The 14,808-nt window shown below is 44.7% G+C and carries 15 protein-coding genes, 1 riboswitch and 1 other annotated feature; of the genes, 14 read left to right on the forward strand and 1 reads right to left on the reverse strand.

Annotated features, from left to right (window positions below; translation table 11 throughout):
• Window positions 1-15 precede the first annotated feature (15 nt).
• The 4 genes from hprK (at window position 16) to GH808_RS11150 (ending at window position 3,827) form a co-directional block, all read left to right on the forward strand.
• Window positions 16-1,002 (forward strand): HPr(Ser) kinase/phosphatase, encoded by a 987-nt coding sequence (hprK, locus tag GH808_RS11135; protein WP_186842869.1) that lies wholly within the window; start codon window positions 16-18, stop codon window positions 1,000-1,002.
• The gene (locus GH808_RS11140; protein ID WP_186842870.1) at window positions 999-1,781 is read left to right on the forward strand and encodes a phosphatase; all 783 of its coding nucleotides are present in this window, start codon (window positions 999-1,001) and stop codon (window positions 1,779-1,781) included. Before hprK ends, GH808_RS11140 begins: the two co-directional genes overlap by 4 nt.
• A gap of 289 nt (window positions 1,782-2,070) precedes the next feature.
• Window positions 2,071-3,141, forward strand: a complete 1,071-nt coding sequence (prfA, locus tag GH808_RS11145) for a peptide chain release factor 1 (protein WP_186842871.1) — start codon at window positions 2,071-2,073, stop codon at window positions 3,139-3,141.
• Between the two features lie 296 nt (window positions 3,142-3,437).
• Entirely contained in the window at window positions 3,438-3,827 is a 390-nt protein-coding gene (locus GH808_RS11150; RefSeq protein WP_186842872.1) for a 4Fe-4S binding protein, read from the forward strand.
• Between the two features lie 206 nt (window positions 3,828-4,033).
• On the opposite strand, the gene GH808_RS11155 is transcribed toward GH808_RS11150, so the two are convergent.
• A complete protein-coding gene (locus tag GH808_RS11155; protein ID WP_186842873.1) occupies window positions 4,034-5,428 on the reverse strand; it encodes a glycine--tRNA ligase in 1,395 nt (464 codons plus the stop codon).
• 315 nt (window positions 5,429-5,743) lie between these two features.
• Window positions 5,744-5,959 (reverse strand) — a binding site (T-box leader).
• A 214-nt stretch (window positions 5,960-6,173) separates the two neighbouring features.
• Window positions 6,174-6,260, forward strand: a riboswitch (cyclic di-GMP riboswitch).
• 346 nt (window positions 6,261-6,606) lie between these two features.
• Here GH808_RS11155 and GH808_RS11160 point away from each other — a divergent pair.
• The 10 genes from GH808_RS11160 to fliP all read left to right on the forward strand — a co-directional run bounded on the left by GH808_RS11160 (window position 6,607) and on the right by fliP (window position 14,797).
• Window positions 6,607-8,172 (forward strand): flagellar hook-length control protein FliK, encoded by a 1,566-nt coding sequence (locus tag GH808_RS11160; protein WP_186842874.1) that lies wholly within the window; start codon window positions 6,607-6,609, stop codon window positions 8,170-8,172.
• Window positions 8,173-8,184: 12 nt separating this feature from the next.
• Window positions 8,185-8,601, forward strand: coding sequence for a flagellar hook capping FlgD N-terminal domain-containing protein (locus GH808_RS11165; RefSeq protein ID WP_186842875.1), 417 nt, complete (start codon window positions 8,185-8,187; stop codon window positions 8,599-8,601).
• A gap of 33 nt (window positions 8,602-8,634) precedes the next feature.
• Window positions 8,635-9,045, forward strand: a complete 411-nt coding sequence (locus tag GH808_RS11170) for a TIGR02530 family flagellar biosynthesis protein (protein ID WP_186842876.1) — start codon at window positions 8,635-8,637, stop codon at window positions 9,043-9,045.
• A 77-nt stretch (window positions 9,046-9,122) separates the two neighbouring features.
• The gene (locus GH808_RS11175) at window positions 9,123-10,619 is read left to right on the forward strand and encodes a flagellar hook-basal body complex protein (protein ID WP_186842877.1); all 1,497 of its coding nucleotides are present in this window, start codon (window positions 9,123-9,125) and stop codon (window positions 10,617-10,619) included.
• Between the two features lie 79 nt (window positions 10,620-10,698).
• Entirely contained in the window at window positions 10,699-10,899 is a 201-nt protein-coding gene (locus GH808_RS11180; protein ID WP_186842878.1) for a flagellar FlbD family protein, read from the forward strand.
• 178 nt (window positions 10,900-11,077) lie between these two features.
• The gene (locus GH808_RS11185; protein WP_186842879.1) at window positions 11,078-12,085 is read left to right on the forward strand and encodes a flagellar motor switch protein FliM; all 1,008 of its coding nucleotides are present in this window, start codon (window positions 11,078-11,080) and stop codon (window positions 12,083-12,085) included.
• Entirely contained in the window at window positions 12,085-13,248 is a 1,164-nt protein-coding gene (gene fliY, locus GH808_RS11190) for a flagellar motor switch phosphatase FliY (RefSeq protein WP_186842880.1), read from the forward strand. The genes GH808_RS11185 and fliY overlap by 1 nt, the downstream gene beginning before the upstream one ends.
• Before the next feature lie 31 nt (window positions 13,249-13,279).
• Entirely contained in the window at window positions 13,280-13,642 is a 363-nt protein-coding gene (locus GH808_RS11195; RefSeq protein WP_207722314.1) for a response regulator, read from the forward strand.
• Between the two features lie 17 nt (window positions 13,643-13,659).
• Window positions 13,660-14,007: a FliO/MopB family protein gene (locus tag GH808_RS15415; protein WP_186842881.1), complete on the forward strand. Its 348-nt coding sequence runs from the start codon at window positions 13,660-13,662 to the stop codon at window positions 14,005-14,007.
• 1 nt (window position 14,008) lies between these two features.
• Entirely contained in the window at window positions 14,009-14,797 is a 789-nt protein-coding gene (gene fliP / locus GH808_RS11205; protein WP_207722315.1) for a flagellar type III secretion system pore protein FliP, read from the forward strand.
• Window positions 14,798-14,808 lie beyond the last annotated feature (11 nt).

A 14,808-nucleotide genomic window follows, 5' to 3' on the forward strand; every position in this document is an offset into this window, starting at 1 on the left:
AGAGAAAAGAAGCGAATGAATGGAAAAGTAGATCTGGACGAATTCTGCAAAGAGCTGAATTTAGAAAAAATATATTATGAATCAAACGAATTGAACTTGGGCGACAGCGGCATCAATCGACCGGGACTCCAGCTGCATGGCTATTACAATTATTTCGACAAGGATCGGATTCAGCTGATCGGAAAGGTGGAAACCGCCTATCTGTGTGACCTTGATATCGAAGTGAGAAAGCAGCGCATCGATGATTTCTTTGCTTATGAATTTCCCTGCTTTATTGTCTGCTGGGATTTGGACGAGGCCGATTTTTTCCTGGAAGCCGCGAAAAAATACGGCCGCACGCTTTTAAAAAGCAAGGAGCATACCAATTCTCTTTTTTACCACCTGGTCAACTATCTTGATGAACTGACGGCGCCAACGGTCAGCCTGCACGGCGTACTGGTGGAAGTTTTCGGTGTCGGCGTTCTGATTACCGGGCCCAGCGGCATCGGAAAAAGTGAAACAGCGCTGGAAATTGTAAAACGGGGCCATTGTCTGATTGCCGATGACGTGGTCGAAGTCAAACGCATTCGCGACAATCATCTGACGGGCACGGCACCGGAACTGCTGCAGCATTTTATGGAGATCAGAGGAATCGGGATCATCGATGTCAAGACGCTTTATGGCGCCAGAGCGGTTAAACGTGTGGTGGAAATCGATATGGTGATCCGGCTGGAAAATTGGGACGAACGGTCTCCCTACGACCGCTTGGGACTTGATGAAGAAAAACTCGATATTCTGGGAATCGAAGTCCCCAAAGTCATGATTCCCGTATCCGGCGGCCGAAACCTGGCCTGCATCATTGAAACAGCCGCCATCAATAATCGCACGAAACAATATGGCTATCATTCTGCCCAGGTATTCTGCGACCGCGTTGCCCATCAGAACGAACTCGAAGTGGAAAAACGGAAGTTGAAGAAAAAGCAAGCGGAAGAGAAGCAAAACAGGGAGGAAAATGAAAAATGAGAAATTATGTATTGGACGCACACACCCATACTCTGGCCTGCGGTCATGCCTACAGCACCGTCCTGGAACTCATTGATGCCGCGGCCAAAAAGAACCTCGAATTGATCTGTATTACGGAGCATGGATCGGAGCTGCCGGGAGCACCCACGCCGCTGTTCTTTGCCAATTTGCGGGTTATTCCCGGGAAACTGAACAATGTCAAAGTGCTCAAGGGGATCGAGAGCAATATCATGGATACCGACGGCAATACGGATATTCCCAGGCAGTATCTCGACAGAATGGAGATCCGATCGGCGTCGCTCCATACGCCGACCTTTAAACCGAAAACCAAAAATGAAAATACCAGTGCCGTATTAGGTGCCATTGCCAATCCCGAGGTCGATTTTATCTGCCATCTTGGCAATCCGACCTATGAGCTGGATTATGAAGTGATTCTTCAGGATGCAAAAAAACACAACACACTGATTGAAATCAACAATGGCTCATTCATCGTCAGAAAGGGATCTAAGCCGAACTGTGAATGGATTGCCAACCGCTGCAAAGAACTGGAGATCCCGGTCATTCTCGGCACCGACACGCATTTTGCAACCGCAATCGGCGATTTCACCTATGCGGATAAAGTGTTGGATAATGTGGATTTTCCGGATGAATTGATCATCAATCTGGAGACAAGCCGTCTGATCAAGTATCTGGAAAACAAAGGCCGAACACTTTTTGTCGATCCGAAGAAATGTGCGCAAGATTTGTTTTTGAAAAATGATCAAACTGTGATAGAATAAAAAGATCAGATTATTTTAGAAATAGTTAGAGGTATAAAAATTGTTGTAGCGGATATAAGAAAAACGACCGACTTTTGTAAAAATTAATTCCCCGTAAGAATAGATAATTGCGAAGATTCAAAAGAACGAACAATTGTTGCTTTGATGGCGGTTTACACAAACAATTTTGTAACGTGTAGGCGAACAGTTCGGAGAACTGTCCGCCGTACAGTGTAAAAATTGTTTCGTGTAAACCGGCAGCGAAGCTTGCAACCGTTTCGCAATTGCCTGTAAAAAAATAAGGAGCAATATGTTAGATAAACTAGACTTTCTGGCAGGTCAATATGCCGAATTAAATAAGAAAATCAGCGATCCAGAGGTGATTGCAGATCAGAACCAATGGCGGAAGCTGATGAAAGAACAGGCCCACATCGAACCGATCATTATGAAATACAATGAATATTCAAAAACATTGAATGGCATTGAAGATGCCAAAGAAATGCTGGCGGATAAAGAAATAGGCAAAGATTTCAAGGAGATGGCGGAGGCCGAGCTTGAAGAATTGACAGAAAAAAGCGCTCAGCAGGAAGAAGAGCTGAGAGTGCTGCTGTTGCCGAAGGATCCCAACGACGACAAAAACGTTATTGTTGAAATCCGGGCCGGAGCCGGCGGTAGCGAAGCCGCCCTGTTTGCCGGCGATCTGTTTAGAATGTATACGCGATACGCTGAACGTCAGGGCTGGAAAAGTGACATCCTCAGTTCGAGCATTCCCGATATCGGCGGGATCAAGGAAATTATTTTTCTGATCGAAGGTAAGGGCGCTTACAGCCGATTGAAATATGACAGTGGCGTACACCGCGTCCAGCGAATCCCGACGACCGAATCCGGAGGCCGAATTCATACCTCCACTGCGACGGTTGCCGTGCTGCCGGAAGCGGAAGATGTCGAAATTGATATCAATGCCAATGATTTGAGAGTGGATGTTTACCGGTCTTCCGGAAACGGCGGACAATGTGTCAACACCACCGATTCCGCGGTTCGGATCACCCATCTGCCGACCGGCATGGTGGTCACCTGCCAGGATGAGAAATCGCAGCTAAAAAACAAAGACAAAGCCCTGAAAGTTCTCAAATCCAGACTGCTGGAAATCGAACAGCAGAAGCAGGCCAGTGAAATAGCGGAAGACCGAAAAAGCCAGGTGGGCACCGGCGATCGAAGCGAACGGATCCGAACCTATAACTTCCCCCAGGGACGAATTTCAGATCATCGGATTGGCCTGACGGTCTACCAGCTGGAAGCCTTCCTGGATGGCGATATCGATGAAATGATCAATGCCCTGGTTACGAGTGATCAGGCTGCAAAATTAAAACAACAGTCGTAAAAAAATTCCGGGTGATGGATTGCGGATTTAAGCAGAGTGACATTTTATATGTGATACTGGTTAAATCGGGAGCAATCGGTCATCCGTTTTTATTTGCAGTTAATTACATAGCAAGACAAAATAAAACTGCGATTGGGGAGCAGGACAAATAATTTCATAAGTTTAATGAAAAACGTCAAACAACAGGAATTGCAGTAAAAATTCTCCAATACATTGACAATCTAAATTTTTCAAAGTAGAATGAATCATATGTTAAAATAAAAACAAATTCGAATTGGCCCTGAGGAGGAGTAACAATGAAAAAAGTAGTAGTAAAAGATCAAGAAGCATGCGTGGCATGTTTAGCATGTGAATTAGCCTGTGCAAATGCATTTTACAAAGAACAGGTTCCAGAATTGGCCTGCATCCAGATTACCACAAAAGAAGATGGCAGCTTAAAAACACTGACCTGTGTTCAATGCGGTAAATGTGCCAAAGCTTGTGAAAACGAAGCAATCACCAAAAATGCCAAAGGTGTTTACATGATCAGTAAAAAACTGTGTGTAAACTGTGGAAAATGCGTTGAAGCATGTCCATTTGGCCTGGTTGTTAAATCACCAGACAAAGATGTACCTTCAAAATGTATTGCTTGCGGAATCTGCGTTGAAGCATGTCCACAAGATGTTCTGGCAATTAAAGAATCCTAATCACAAACCAAAAAAGGCTCCGTTAGGAGCCTTTAGGTTCTCAGCAAAACACCGTACCGACAATTGTTAATCTGTTGTATGCTGCAGAATCGGACACTCTTCGAGATGTCCGCTCTGAGGCATACAACATGATGTAACAATTGTCGGTACTACGTTCGTGCTGCCTTTAAAGTCTGTAGGCTCCGTAAGGAGCCTTTTTTATTTGCTTAAAATTCGATGCGGGTTGCGATATATTGAACGACTTCGTCGATAGGAACGCGGACCTGGACCATGGTGTCACGGTCTCTTAGAGTGACACATTGGTCTTCCAGGGTATCGAAATCCACGGTCACGCAGAATGGCGTGCCGATTTCGTCCTGACGGCGGTAGCGTTTTCCGATGCTGCCGGCTTCATCATATTCAATCATGAAATTTTTGGACAGCAGCTCGTAGACTTCCGTCGCTTTGTCGCTCAGTTTTTTGGAAAGCGGCAGTACGGCAGCTTTGTAGGCGGAAAGGAAAGGATGGATGCGCATGACATTCCGTTCTTCAGTTTTATCGCCAGTGGTGATTTCTTCCTTTTCCATGGCGTTGCATAAAAAGGCCAGGAAAACACGATCCGCGCCCAGCGAAGGTTCAATGCAATAGGGAATGTATTTTTCATTGGTGACGGGATCGGTATAGCGCATGTCTTTGCCGGAGTGGGTCTGATGCTGGGTCAGGTCGAAATCCGTTCGGTCCGCTATTCCCCAGAGTTCGCCCCAGCCAAACGGGAAGCGGAATTCAACGTCGGTGGTGGCATTGCTGTAATGGGAAAGTTCTTTCTGTTCATGATCCCTGAAACGGATATTTTCATCCTTCATGCCCAAATCGAACAGCCATTTTCGGCAGAATTCTTTCCAGTAGTTGAACCATTCCATGTCGGTGCCGGGTTCGCAGAAGAATTCAAGTTCCATCTGCTCAAATTCACGGGTTCGGAAGATGAAGTTGCCGGGGGTGATTTCGTTGCGGAACGACTTGCCAACCTGTCCAATACCAAAAGGCACTTTCTTGCGTGCGGTTCGCTGGACATTTTTGAAGTTGACAAAAATACCCTGAGCTGTTTCTGGTCTTAAAAAAATCTCACTGGCAGTATCTTCGTTGACGCCCTGAAACGTTTTAAACATCAGATTGAATTGGCGGATATCGGTATAATCCAGTTTTCCGCATTCTGGACAGACGATATTGTTTTCGTTGATGAAAGTCAGCATTTGCTCATTGGACCAGCCATCAACAATGACATCCTCGCCCTTTTCAAAAAAGTAGTCGGCAATCAGTTTATCAGCCCGAAAACGGGATTTGCAGGCTTTGCAATCCATCAGCGGATCATTGAAACCGCCGACATGGCCGGAAGCAACCCAGGTCTGGGGATTCATCAGAATCGCAGCATCCAACCCAACATTATAGGGAGATTCCTGAATAAATTTCTTCCACCAGGCTTTCTTTACATTGTTTTTCATCTCGACGCCAAGCGGACCGTAATCCCAACTGTTGGCAAGACCATCGTATATTTCTGAACCAGGGAAAATAATTCCCCTCATTTTTGCAAGACTGACAATTTCAGCCATCGTAAATTCTGACATTTTTTCCTCCTAAATTAATACAATATTGCTTTATGCGTAGTTTTACGCGAACCAATTTTCGCACTGTAGGGCAGACAGTACGATGTAGATGAACTGGCTTGAAGACAAAATGCTAACGTAGTACCGACAATTGTTACATCGTGTTGCACCCTAAGGGGCAGGCTCTATGCATCATGGCGGACATGGCGACAGCCTGTCCGATCTTGCGGCATACAACTGATTAACAATTGGTCGGTACGGGTTTAACACCAAACCCGCTCGTAAAGCTTACAGCATTTTGTTGATTAAAAAAATAAAACCGTCTCTTGTATTTACACAAGGGACGGTTATTCCGCGGTTCCACCCAAGTTGTCCGCCAAAAGCAGACCACTTTCTTCTATAACGAGTTTCACGTCAAACATTACTCTGAATAACGAATAATGCCTGCAGCTCCAAAAGTGCCATTGCTCAGGTTTGAATACAGACCTTACACCATCATCTGCTCGCTTTAAACATGGACCCGACAATCATATCTTTTTTCAACGCTTTTTTTATTTTCTTGTAAACACAAGAAAGAATATCAAAAATGAGGAATGTTGTCAAGTGCAACTTGAAAATGAATGAGCCGAAATGAAAAAATCAAGCAGCGTTCCTATAACCTGTAAATACCGGTAAACCATGGTATTGACCGGTATTTAATTTATAAATGCTTAGAAGCGCCTTTTTTATATTGACAGCAAGAGACTTATAAAGTAACATGATTACAATGAAATATCGGCATACTTACTGAAAAGTAAGGACGCAAAACTATAGGGTCTAACTAAATTTATTTACATGACAGCCAGTTGCAGATTGAGATGTGCTAAAGCCATTAATGCAACGACTGAACCGTCGTTTTTTTTATGTTTCAGGTTTCAGTATTAAAGCGTGGCAAACCGGTTGTTGCAGGATCATAAAAAATTGTTTAAATGCTTTTAAATGAGTTGCATTATATTAAAGGCTTAATATATAATAGAGACAAGCGAAAAAATTTATAAAAATAGAGTTTTCTATAATATAAACGATAATATCAACGATGATGGTTACCAAATTTAATCTCAATTATACCAGTCAATTTTGACTGTTATATATTTGGAGTGATCGAAAGCATTGCTCCGGTTTTTAAAAAACAAAATATTATTGATGAAAGGAGGAAAATAATGAATTTAGAGTTTCATTCAACGGGTAATTCAGCAATGAAAGGATTACTCAACGTTGCCGCAAATGTAGGCAGCAGCAAATTGGAACAAAAAGGATTCAGTGAGAAGCGTACGCAGTTTAAAGATCTGTTCAATCGTTCCAGGAGTGACATGGCTCAGAATGGGATAAACGATCAGGATTCACAACCGAATAAAGGACTCGCAAAAGCAGGGCAACCGGAAAAAGTTGAGACTTCAAAAGAAGCTGTTTCGACGAAGATAGACAATGAAAACAGCGATCCAACGGTTGAGCAAAGCCAGGAAAGTGCGGCAACATCAATTGGAAATGATCTGCTCAGTATGGTGCAGAACTATCAGACAGCGCTGGCGGCAGTCATACCAAATACTGATCCAGAAAATGACGGGAACCAACTCGGTAAGGAAATCAGCACCCTGTTAGCAGGCATGGGGCAGCATCCAGCTACAGACCAGACCAATCAGGCAGTGAATAGCCTGGCACAGGACAGCATCCCGGTTCCTGACGAAAACAGCAATGGTATGCTACTGAATTTTCAGGAAATCACCGGACAGAAACAACAAATGGCGGCAGCCGGCGAAGCTTCAGAAGTTTTGCAACCGACTGATCTTAATGGACAGAATCAGACAAGTGCAGCAGTTCAAGCGATGCAACAAGCCGGATTTAATGGTCAGAATCAGAAAATCATGGCAATGACTGAAAACACAACAGGGGCGCAGACGGCAGGACTTGACACACAGAAAAAGACAGCGACAAATGAAATAACAGCTGGGCAGAGCAGTCAACAGACTATACTTAACGGAGAAGGTCAGACAACAACCGCAGCAGGTGAAGCGGCAGCCATGCTAAACAACGCAGACAATTCGCAAAATGCTTTAAGCTCACCGGAAGATGCCGCCACAAAAACGGGTTTCTCGACATTGAAGGAAGCCGCGTCGGAACTAGGCATTTCCGAAGGATCAGAAAATGATGACGGCTTAAGCGGGTCAGACAACAATGCTCAGATTGGTCCGATGGGGGTTGCAAACGTCAGTAAGGAACAACCGGTGCCGACCACTCCCAAAGTGGCATTAGCTCAGCAGGTTGAACAGAAAGTGCTGCAAAACTACGATGCCAGCAAACCGGTCAGCTTTACAATGACCCTGTCACCGGAGAATTTAGGTGACATTGACGTTCAAATGAAGTACGACCAGGGTAAACTCGTCATTGATATTATGGCGGTGAGCAAGGAAACACAGAAATTGCTGGGAAAAGAAATTAACCAGTTGGTGCGAAGCCTGGCACTTCAGAATGTTCAGGTCGACAGTGTTCATGTCAATACACCAGTGGAACAGACCACAAGCAGCAGCAACCAGAACTCAGCATCGCTGATGAACGGGGGCTCCGATTTTGCACAACAGCAGCAGAACGATGCGCAGCTCCGTGAGAGTTTGATCCGCAACAGCAGGATCTTCAACAGTCTGAAGCAGGCCAGTGACGAAGATATGAATGTCACAATTCCGCAGAACTTGCTGAATAATGGCAACTACAGAGTTAATTATTTGATATAAGGAGGAAAAACCATGGCAACCGATGCACTTAGTGCCTATGCCGCCAGTACGGCCGCAACCACGGCAACCAGTACCGCAAAGACAAAAACCAATGCGATGGATATGGACGACTTTCTGAAGTTAATGGTCGCCCAGCTTCAAAACCAGGATATGTATAATTCAACAGACAACTCGGAATTCATGGCCCAAATGGCTCAGTATTCGATGGTTCAGTCGCTGACAGAATTGACCGAGCAGTCCAAAACTGCTTACAGCGTCAGCCTGATTGGAAAAGATGTGACCCTGAAAGAGGCGGGAACTGATGGTTCGCAGAATATCATCATGGGGAAGATTGATGGGGTGAGCCTGTATAACGGCGAAACAAAAATAATCGTCAACGGCAATTCCTATGATATGAGCGATATTCTGACAGTTTCGCAGTCAGAATAAAAATAACAGCCTTTTGAAAGCTGGGGTGATAAAATGGCTGATGCAATCAACACAAACTATTACCGTTTGAATGATGCAATCATTCGCCAAACGGAAAGACTGACATCAACACCTGAGCAGAAAACAACAACCAGTGCGACGAAACAATCGGGGCAGAGTTTTCAGCAAATACTTGAGCAGCAGATCAGCAATACCGTCACTTTTTCGAAACATGCCAATATCAGAAAAGAGCAGCGGAATATCGAAGTGACACAGAGTGATCTGGAAAAACTGGGTAATGCCTGTGATCAGGCTCAGGAAAAAGGAATCGGCAATGCGCTGATCATGATGGACGATTCGGCATTTATTGTGAATGCGACGGATAAACGGGTCATAACGGTAATGGATAAAAACGAAATGAAAAATAAACTATTCAGTGATATTGATGGTGCCGTATTTATATAGTTGGCCCTCTATGAGGAAACTAAAAAGCTTTGACTGACAGATAAGCTTTTAAGCGGTACAATAGAAAGGATTAAAAAATGTTAAGAGCAATGTATTCGGGGGTGTCAGGAATGGCCGCCCATATGACGAAATTAAATGTAATCGGTAATAATATCGCGAATGCCAATACCTATGGATTCAAATCCAGTCGGGTGGTTTTTACCGATGTGCTTTACCAGAATTTGAGCTCCGCGGCCGCCGGTGATACCGAAACAGGCGGCATCAATTCAAGCCAGCTGGGCTATGGTGCCAAGGTTGGCAGCATTGATGTGAACAACGGCATCTCTTCCGGCGCCGACACCGGTCGCGCTCTGGATGTCTACATCAACGGCGAAGGTTACATCCCGGTAAAAACGAATGAAGGAGCGATCAGATACACCCGGGTTGGTGATCTGCGCTTTGATACGGAAGGCAACCTGACCGACGGCAGCGGCAGCCGGGTGCTGGGGATTCCGACTAAAGACGGCAAACTTGATCTGAAAGATGATGGGACCATAAAAATCGAGAATCTGGCGGCAATCCATGTTGACCCGGCCGAGCTGGAAAAATACACCGGCATTGCGATTGGGCCAACTGGTGAAATCACCGGGATCAAATCCGGCGATCCGGTAGCGGCCTTCAATGCCAAAGCGGTGGGCGTGACGTCGGGTGCGGTCGATAAAGAATCGAATTATACCGGCGATATCAAAATGACCACGACGATTAAGGATAACAAGGTGAAATTCACAGAGGAGACAGTTGCTACTGATCCGGCAATAACATATCAAGATGATATTGCTGCTGAGGATATAAATCTTATTGGCGACCTAACAATGACAAAAGCCACCGATACGAATGGGAATATCACCTACACCTTGACAGGGAAAAAGCAAGATGGAACCGATACTTCGATTCCCGGGACAGAAGTATCAGGAACGGTGAGTTTTCCATTAAAAAATGTTGCTGGTACGGTATTAACAACACTAACTTTTAGTGTTGTCGTTACTACTGCTCTGGCTAATGGCAGTTACAAACTTGGAACGGTAACTGCGGAAAAGATGACGGTTTCAGCAACCATTAAAGACAAGGGCGGCACAGACCATGTTGTTACCGGAGACTGGAATGGAACGGATACAGAGATTAATCTAGCAAGTGCAGATGCAGATACTAAGAGAACACTATCATTGAATGTTGATAAAGATAAATTTGCTACAATTGGAACGCTGTCAAATGTCATCGTCGGTACCGTTAAAACGGATGATGCGCCGCAGAAGATTGGGCAGATGGCGGTTGTGAAATTCGCCAATCCCGACGGTCTGAGCCGGGAGGGTGATGGCTACTATGCACCGGGAGCAAACTCTGGTGATCCGATAGCGACATCGCCGGGAAAAAATGGAACCGGCAGCCTTAAGTCGTCTTCGCTGGAAATGTCAAACGTCGATATCGCGGCGGAGTTTGCCGAAATGATCACAGCGCAGCGTGGTTTTCAGGCCAACACACGACTGATCACTGTATCGGATTCGATCCTTGAAGAACTGATCAATCTTAAACGATAAAATTTGAAATAGCAAGGCCGGCCCGAAGGAGAAAAACTCCTTCGGGCAGTGCTGTTTAAAACTTCAAAAGGGTGGTAATATGATAGAATTAACCAAATTGACAAAAAAAGGCAATGAGAAGTTTTATTTGAACTGTGATCTGATCGAAGTAATTGAAGAAAAGCCCGACACAACCATTGGATTGGTCAATGGCAAGCACTATGTTGTGATTGAAAGCTCGGCGCAGGTTATTTCCAAGATTATAGCCTTTAAAAAAAGCATTTATAATCGCTACAATTGAAAATCAAGCCATGGCAATCGCAAGAATCATCGACGATGTTCTGGTTGTGTAACCATTTTATCAAAAATAGCTTTAGCTACAGAAATTTGACTTTACGACAGTTGGTATTAAAAGTGGCAGTCAAGAAGCAGCACAAACCATGGTACGGAATTAGAAGACAATACTAGGAGATACGATTATGGCAGAAATTCTTTCGCAAAGTCAGATTGACAGCCTTTTAAGCAGTTTAATCGGCGGAAACGATGAAGCGGATACTCAAACAACACCTGAAAAGAAGGTGAAAGATTATGACTTCAGAAGACCGAAGCTGTTCACCCGCGAGCAGCTCAAGCATCTGTTCAGCATTTATGAAAACTATGCAAGGCTGCTGTCTTCTCATATTACAGGGGTTCTGCAAACCTATAGCCTGATCGAAATTGTCGAAGTCGAAGAAATGCAGTTTTATGAATTCAACAATGCGTTGCCAGACTCCGTACTGATGGGACTCATTGATTTCGACATTAAAGACAGCGATGATGAAGAAGACCTGGTCATCATGGACATGTCCAAAGAAATTGGCTATGCCTGTTTTGACCGATTACTGGGCGGACCGGGGATTCCCCTCAAAGAGGACCGGGAATACACCGAAATTGAAATCGGCGTGCTGGACTATCTGATGAAGGGGATGATCAACCTGATGAAAAATGTCTGGTTTGATTATCTGGAGATCGCGCCCCGATTAATGAAAATAGAAACAAATTCGAGAATTCTACAAGGTGTCGGCGCAGATGAAAATGTCGTCATCATTGTAATGAGTATAAAGGTCAATGACACCATGGGAAAAATAAACATCTGTATTCCCGCGACAACACTAGATATGCTTTTCAAAAAGAAGGTGTCGCAAACAAAGAAGAACATCAAAAGAGGGGACCATCTGGCTGAAGAACAGCGAAGATTGAAAATTATTAACGAAATCAGACAGACAAACCTGGAAATTAAAGGCGTTTTAGGCGATACTGTGGTATTATCTCAAGATATCTTTGAATTGGAAGTGGGAGACATCATCAAGCTGAATAAAGCGGCGAACTCACTGGTGGATATTGTGGTGAATGACGAGGTATGGTTTAAAGGCGAAATGGGAGCGTATAAGAACAAAATGGCCGTCGAAATAAAAGAGCTTACTGAGAGAGGAAGTGAACCAATCTGATGACAAGTGCAGAAACGAATAACGATAAATTAACAAACATGGAAGTCGATGTCATAGGAGAGGTTATGAACATCAGTATGGGAACAGCGGCTACGGCCATGTCCACCATCCTGAATACGAAAGTAAACATTACCACCCCGAAGATTGAAACCATCGGGGTTGAAGAGTTCGAGTTTACAGATCTGGAACCGGTTATTGGCGTATTGATCAATTACGTTGAGGGGATTGAAGGTGCCAATGTACTGTTGTTAAAAGAAACAGACATGAAAAAAATCCTGTCTCAGTTATTTGATATGGAGACCAGCGACGACATTGAATTTGATGAAATCAGCAAAAGTGCAATTGGCGAGATCATGAATCAGATGATGGGTGCGGCAGCTGGGGCACTCGCTTCATTTTTAGGAAGGGTCGTGAATATTTCACCGCCGGTACTTTTAGACACAACCAATAATAAAAGCATCAAAGAGCTTTTTTCCCTGAAGGGAGAAAATCTGGTCAGCATTAACTTTCATTTGAGCATTGACGGGTTAGTGGAGAGTGAATTTATCAGTGCGATGGAACCCGCCCTGGCTCGAGAAATAGTGGAAATGTCGATGGGGGTCAGCGGCATTGATGAGGAAGAAGAAGTCCCGGCACCGCCACCGGAAGCTCCGCCGCAACCAGCTCCCGTTCAGCCGGCACCGGCGATGCAGGAAGTGCCATACGAAGCACCACCGGTACAGGCGCAGCAAGCGCCGCCGCCGCAACCGCAACCGGCACAGCCGGTCAATCGGGTGGTGAAAAACGAACAGGCAGCCGCTCAGCCGGCCATGAACGCTTATGCACCGCCTCAGCAACCGGTTCAGGTTGCGGCATATGAATACCGGCCACTTGGCGGCGAACAGAGAGCCGAAACGATTTCCGGCAACAACCTGGATTTGCTGATGTCGGTGCCGATTGAAATAACCGTCGAACTGGGGAAGACAAGGAAAAAGATAAAAGACATTGCTGATCTGACCCTGGGGAATATCATCGAACTGGATCGACAAGCTGGCGATCAAGTTGATGTCATTGCCAACGGCCGCTTGATTGCCAAGGGGGACGTTGTTGTTGTTGATGACAATTACAGTGTTAAAATCACTGAAATTATAAAAGTTAATGAAGCTCAGGAACTAAAAAAATAACCAGGACACGAATGGATAGAAGGAGAAAATAATGGACAAGATATTAATCGTTGATGATGCCGCATTTATGCGTATGATGATCAAAGACAGCCTGAAAAAGGGAGGCTATTCAAATTTTATTGAAGCCGAAAACGGAGAAATTGCCCTTGGAGAATACAAGGAGAATCATCCGGATTTAGTACTGCTGGACATTACCATGCCGGTTATGGATGGCATCGAAACACTACAGGCGATTAAAGCCATAGAACCACAGGCCAAGATTATTATGTGTTCGGCCATGGGGCAGGAGGGCATGGTAGTGGAAGCCATCAAGAACGGCGCACTTGATTTTATTGTCAAACCATTTAAAGCAGACAGACTGCTGCAGACCGTTAACAGTGCCCTTGGGAAATAGAAGAAAGAAGGTCCAAAGTGAGTAGCGGCGATACCTTTTCTGTAGTTTTAGCACTTTTTGGAACCATTGGCGTGATTATTTTAACTTATTACGGCAGCCGATGGTACGCCACCCGTTTTGCCAAAACCCATGGATCCTTAACTGGCGCAAAACACATCAAAGTGGTGGACAGACTGATCGTCGGAAAAACAGGATCAATTGTAATCATTGAGGTTGCGGGGATTCAATACATGGTTGGTGTCAGTGAACAGAACATCCAGATTCTGACGCAGCTGGAAGAACCGATTCCGGAAGAAAAAAAACAAGAAATATCAAAAGAAAGCTTTTTGAGTGTCTTTAAATCATTTACTCAAAAGGAAAAATAGTATGAATTTAAGAAAAAAAGCAATTCACAAAGGAAAGGTGCTTTTCACAAAAGCCCTTGTCATAATGCCTGTTCTTACCTTTTTGTTTTTTCTCACCATGACAAAAGCGTATTGTGCAGATTTTTCGATTGAAAGCCTGCTGGCTGGAGAAAGCTCGGATACGGTCAAGATCATCGTGCTGATGACGCTGATTGCCATAATTCCTACTATTTTACTGATGATGACCTGCTTTGGCCGGATCGTGATCGTGCTTTCATTTCTGAGAAATGCACTGGGACTGCAACAGACACCACCGAATCAGGTTCTGGTTGGGTTGGCGTTGGCCATCACCTTCTTTGTGATGTCACCGGTATTTATTCAGATCAACAACGTTGCTTTGCAACCCTATAACGCGGGAACCATCAACACGACGCAGTTTGTTGATTTGGCGTCATCGCCGATCAAGGAATGGATGCTGAAACAGACAACAACAGAAGACGTGGATTTGTTCAAGACCCTGTCGGTCCAGGCCGGCCAAACAGAGGTGGCAAACCTGACCGCACAGAATCTGCCTTTGACGGTGGTTGTTCCGGCATTCGTAATCAGCGAGCTGAAAAGGGCATTCATTATTGGCTTTCTGATTTATATCCCATTTCTGCTCATCGATATGATTGTGGCCAGCGTATTGATGTCCATGGGGATGATTATGCTTCCGCCGGTTATGATTTCTTTACCCTTTAAACTGATGTTATTTGTCGTCGTGGATGGCTGGGGACTTTTAGTCAAAACGCTGATCATGACCTATAACTAGAGAAAGGAGAA

The sequence above is a fragment of the Acetobacterium fimetarium genome, from assembly GCF_014284475.1.
In the GTDB taxonomy this organism is placed as follows: domain Bacteria; phylum Bacillota; class Clostridia; order Eubacteriales; family Eubacteriaceae; genus Acetobacterium; species Acetobacterium fimetarium.

Excerpts from the sequence above, each read along its gene's own strand:
- hprK (WP_186842869.1), top strand. The coding sequence starts at position 16 with ATGAATGGAAAAGTAGATCTGGACGAATTCTGCAAAGAGCTGAATTTA.
- GH808_RS11140 (WP_186842870.1), top strand. The coding sequence starts at position 999 with ATGAGAAATTATGTATTGGACGCACACACCCATACTCTGGCCTGCGGT.
- prfA (WP_186842871.1), top strand. The coding sequence starts at position 2,071 with ATGTTAGATAAACTAGACTTTCTGGCAGGTCAATATGCCGAATTAAAT.
- GH808_RS11150 (WP_186842872.1), top strand. The coding sequence starts at position 3,438 with ATGAAAAAAGTAGTAGTAAAAGATCAAGAAGCATGCGTGGCATGTTTA.
- GH808_RS11155 (WP_186842873.1), bottom strand. The coding sequence starts at position 5,428 with ATGTCAGAATTTACGATGGCTGAAATTGTCAGTCTTGCAAAAATGAGG.
- GH808_RS11160 (WP_186842874.1), top strand. The coding sequence starts at position 6,607 with ATGAATTTAGAGTTTCATTCAACGGGTAATTCAGCAATGAAAGGATTA.
- GH808_RS11165 (WP_186842875.1), top strand. The coding sequence starts at position 8,185 with ATGGCAACCGATGCACTTAGTGCCTATGCCGCCAGTACGGCCGCAACC.
- GH808_RS11170 (WP_186842876.1), top strand. The coding sequence starts at position 8,635 with ATGGCTGATGCAATCAACACAAACTATTACCGTTTGAATGATGCAATC.
- GH808_RS11175 (WP_186842877.1), top strand. The coding sequence starts at position 9,123 with ATGTTAAGAGCAATGTATTCGGGGGTGTCAGGAATGGCCGCCCATATG.
- GH808_RS11180 (WP_186842878.1), top strand. The coding sequence starts at position 10,699 with ATGATAGAATTAACCAAATTGACAAAAAAAGGCAATGAGAAGTTTTAT.
- GH808_RS11185 (WP_186842879.1), top strand. The coding sequence starts at position 11,078 with ATGGCAGAAATTCTTTCGCAAAGTCAGATTGACAGCCTTTTAAGCAGT.
- fliY (WP_186842880.1), top strand. The coding sequence starts at position 12,085 with ATGACAAGTGCAGAAACGAATAACGATAAATTAACAAACATGGAAGTC.
- GH808_RS11195 (WP_207722314.1), top strand. The coding sequence starts at position 13,280 with ATGGACAAGATATTAATCGTTGATGATGCCGCATTTATGCGTATGATG.
- fliP (WP_207722315.1), top strand. The coding sequence starts at position 14,009 with ATGAATTTAAGAAAAAAAGCAATTCACAAAGGAAAGGTGCTTTTCACA.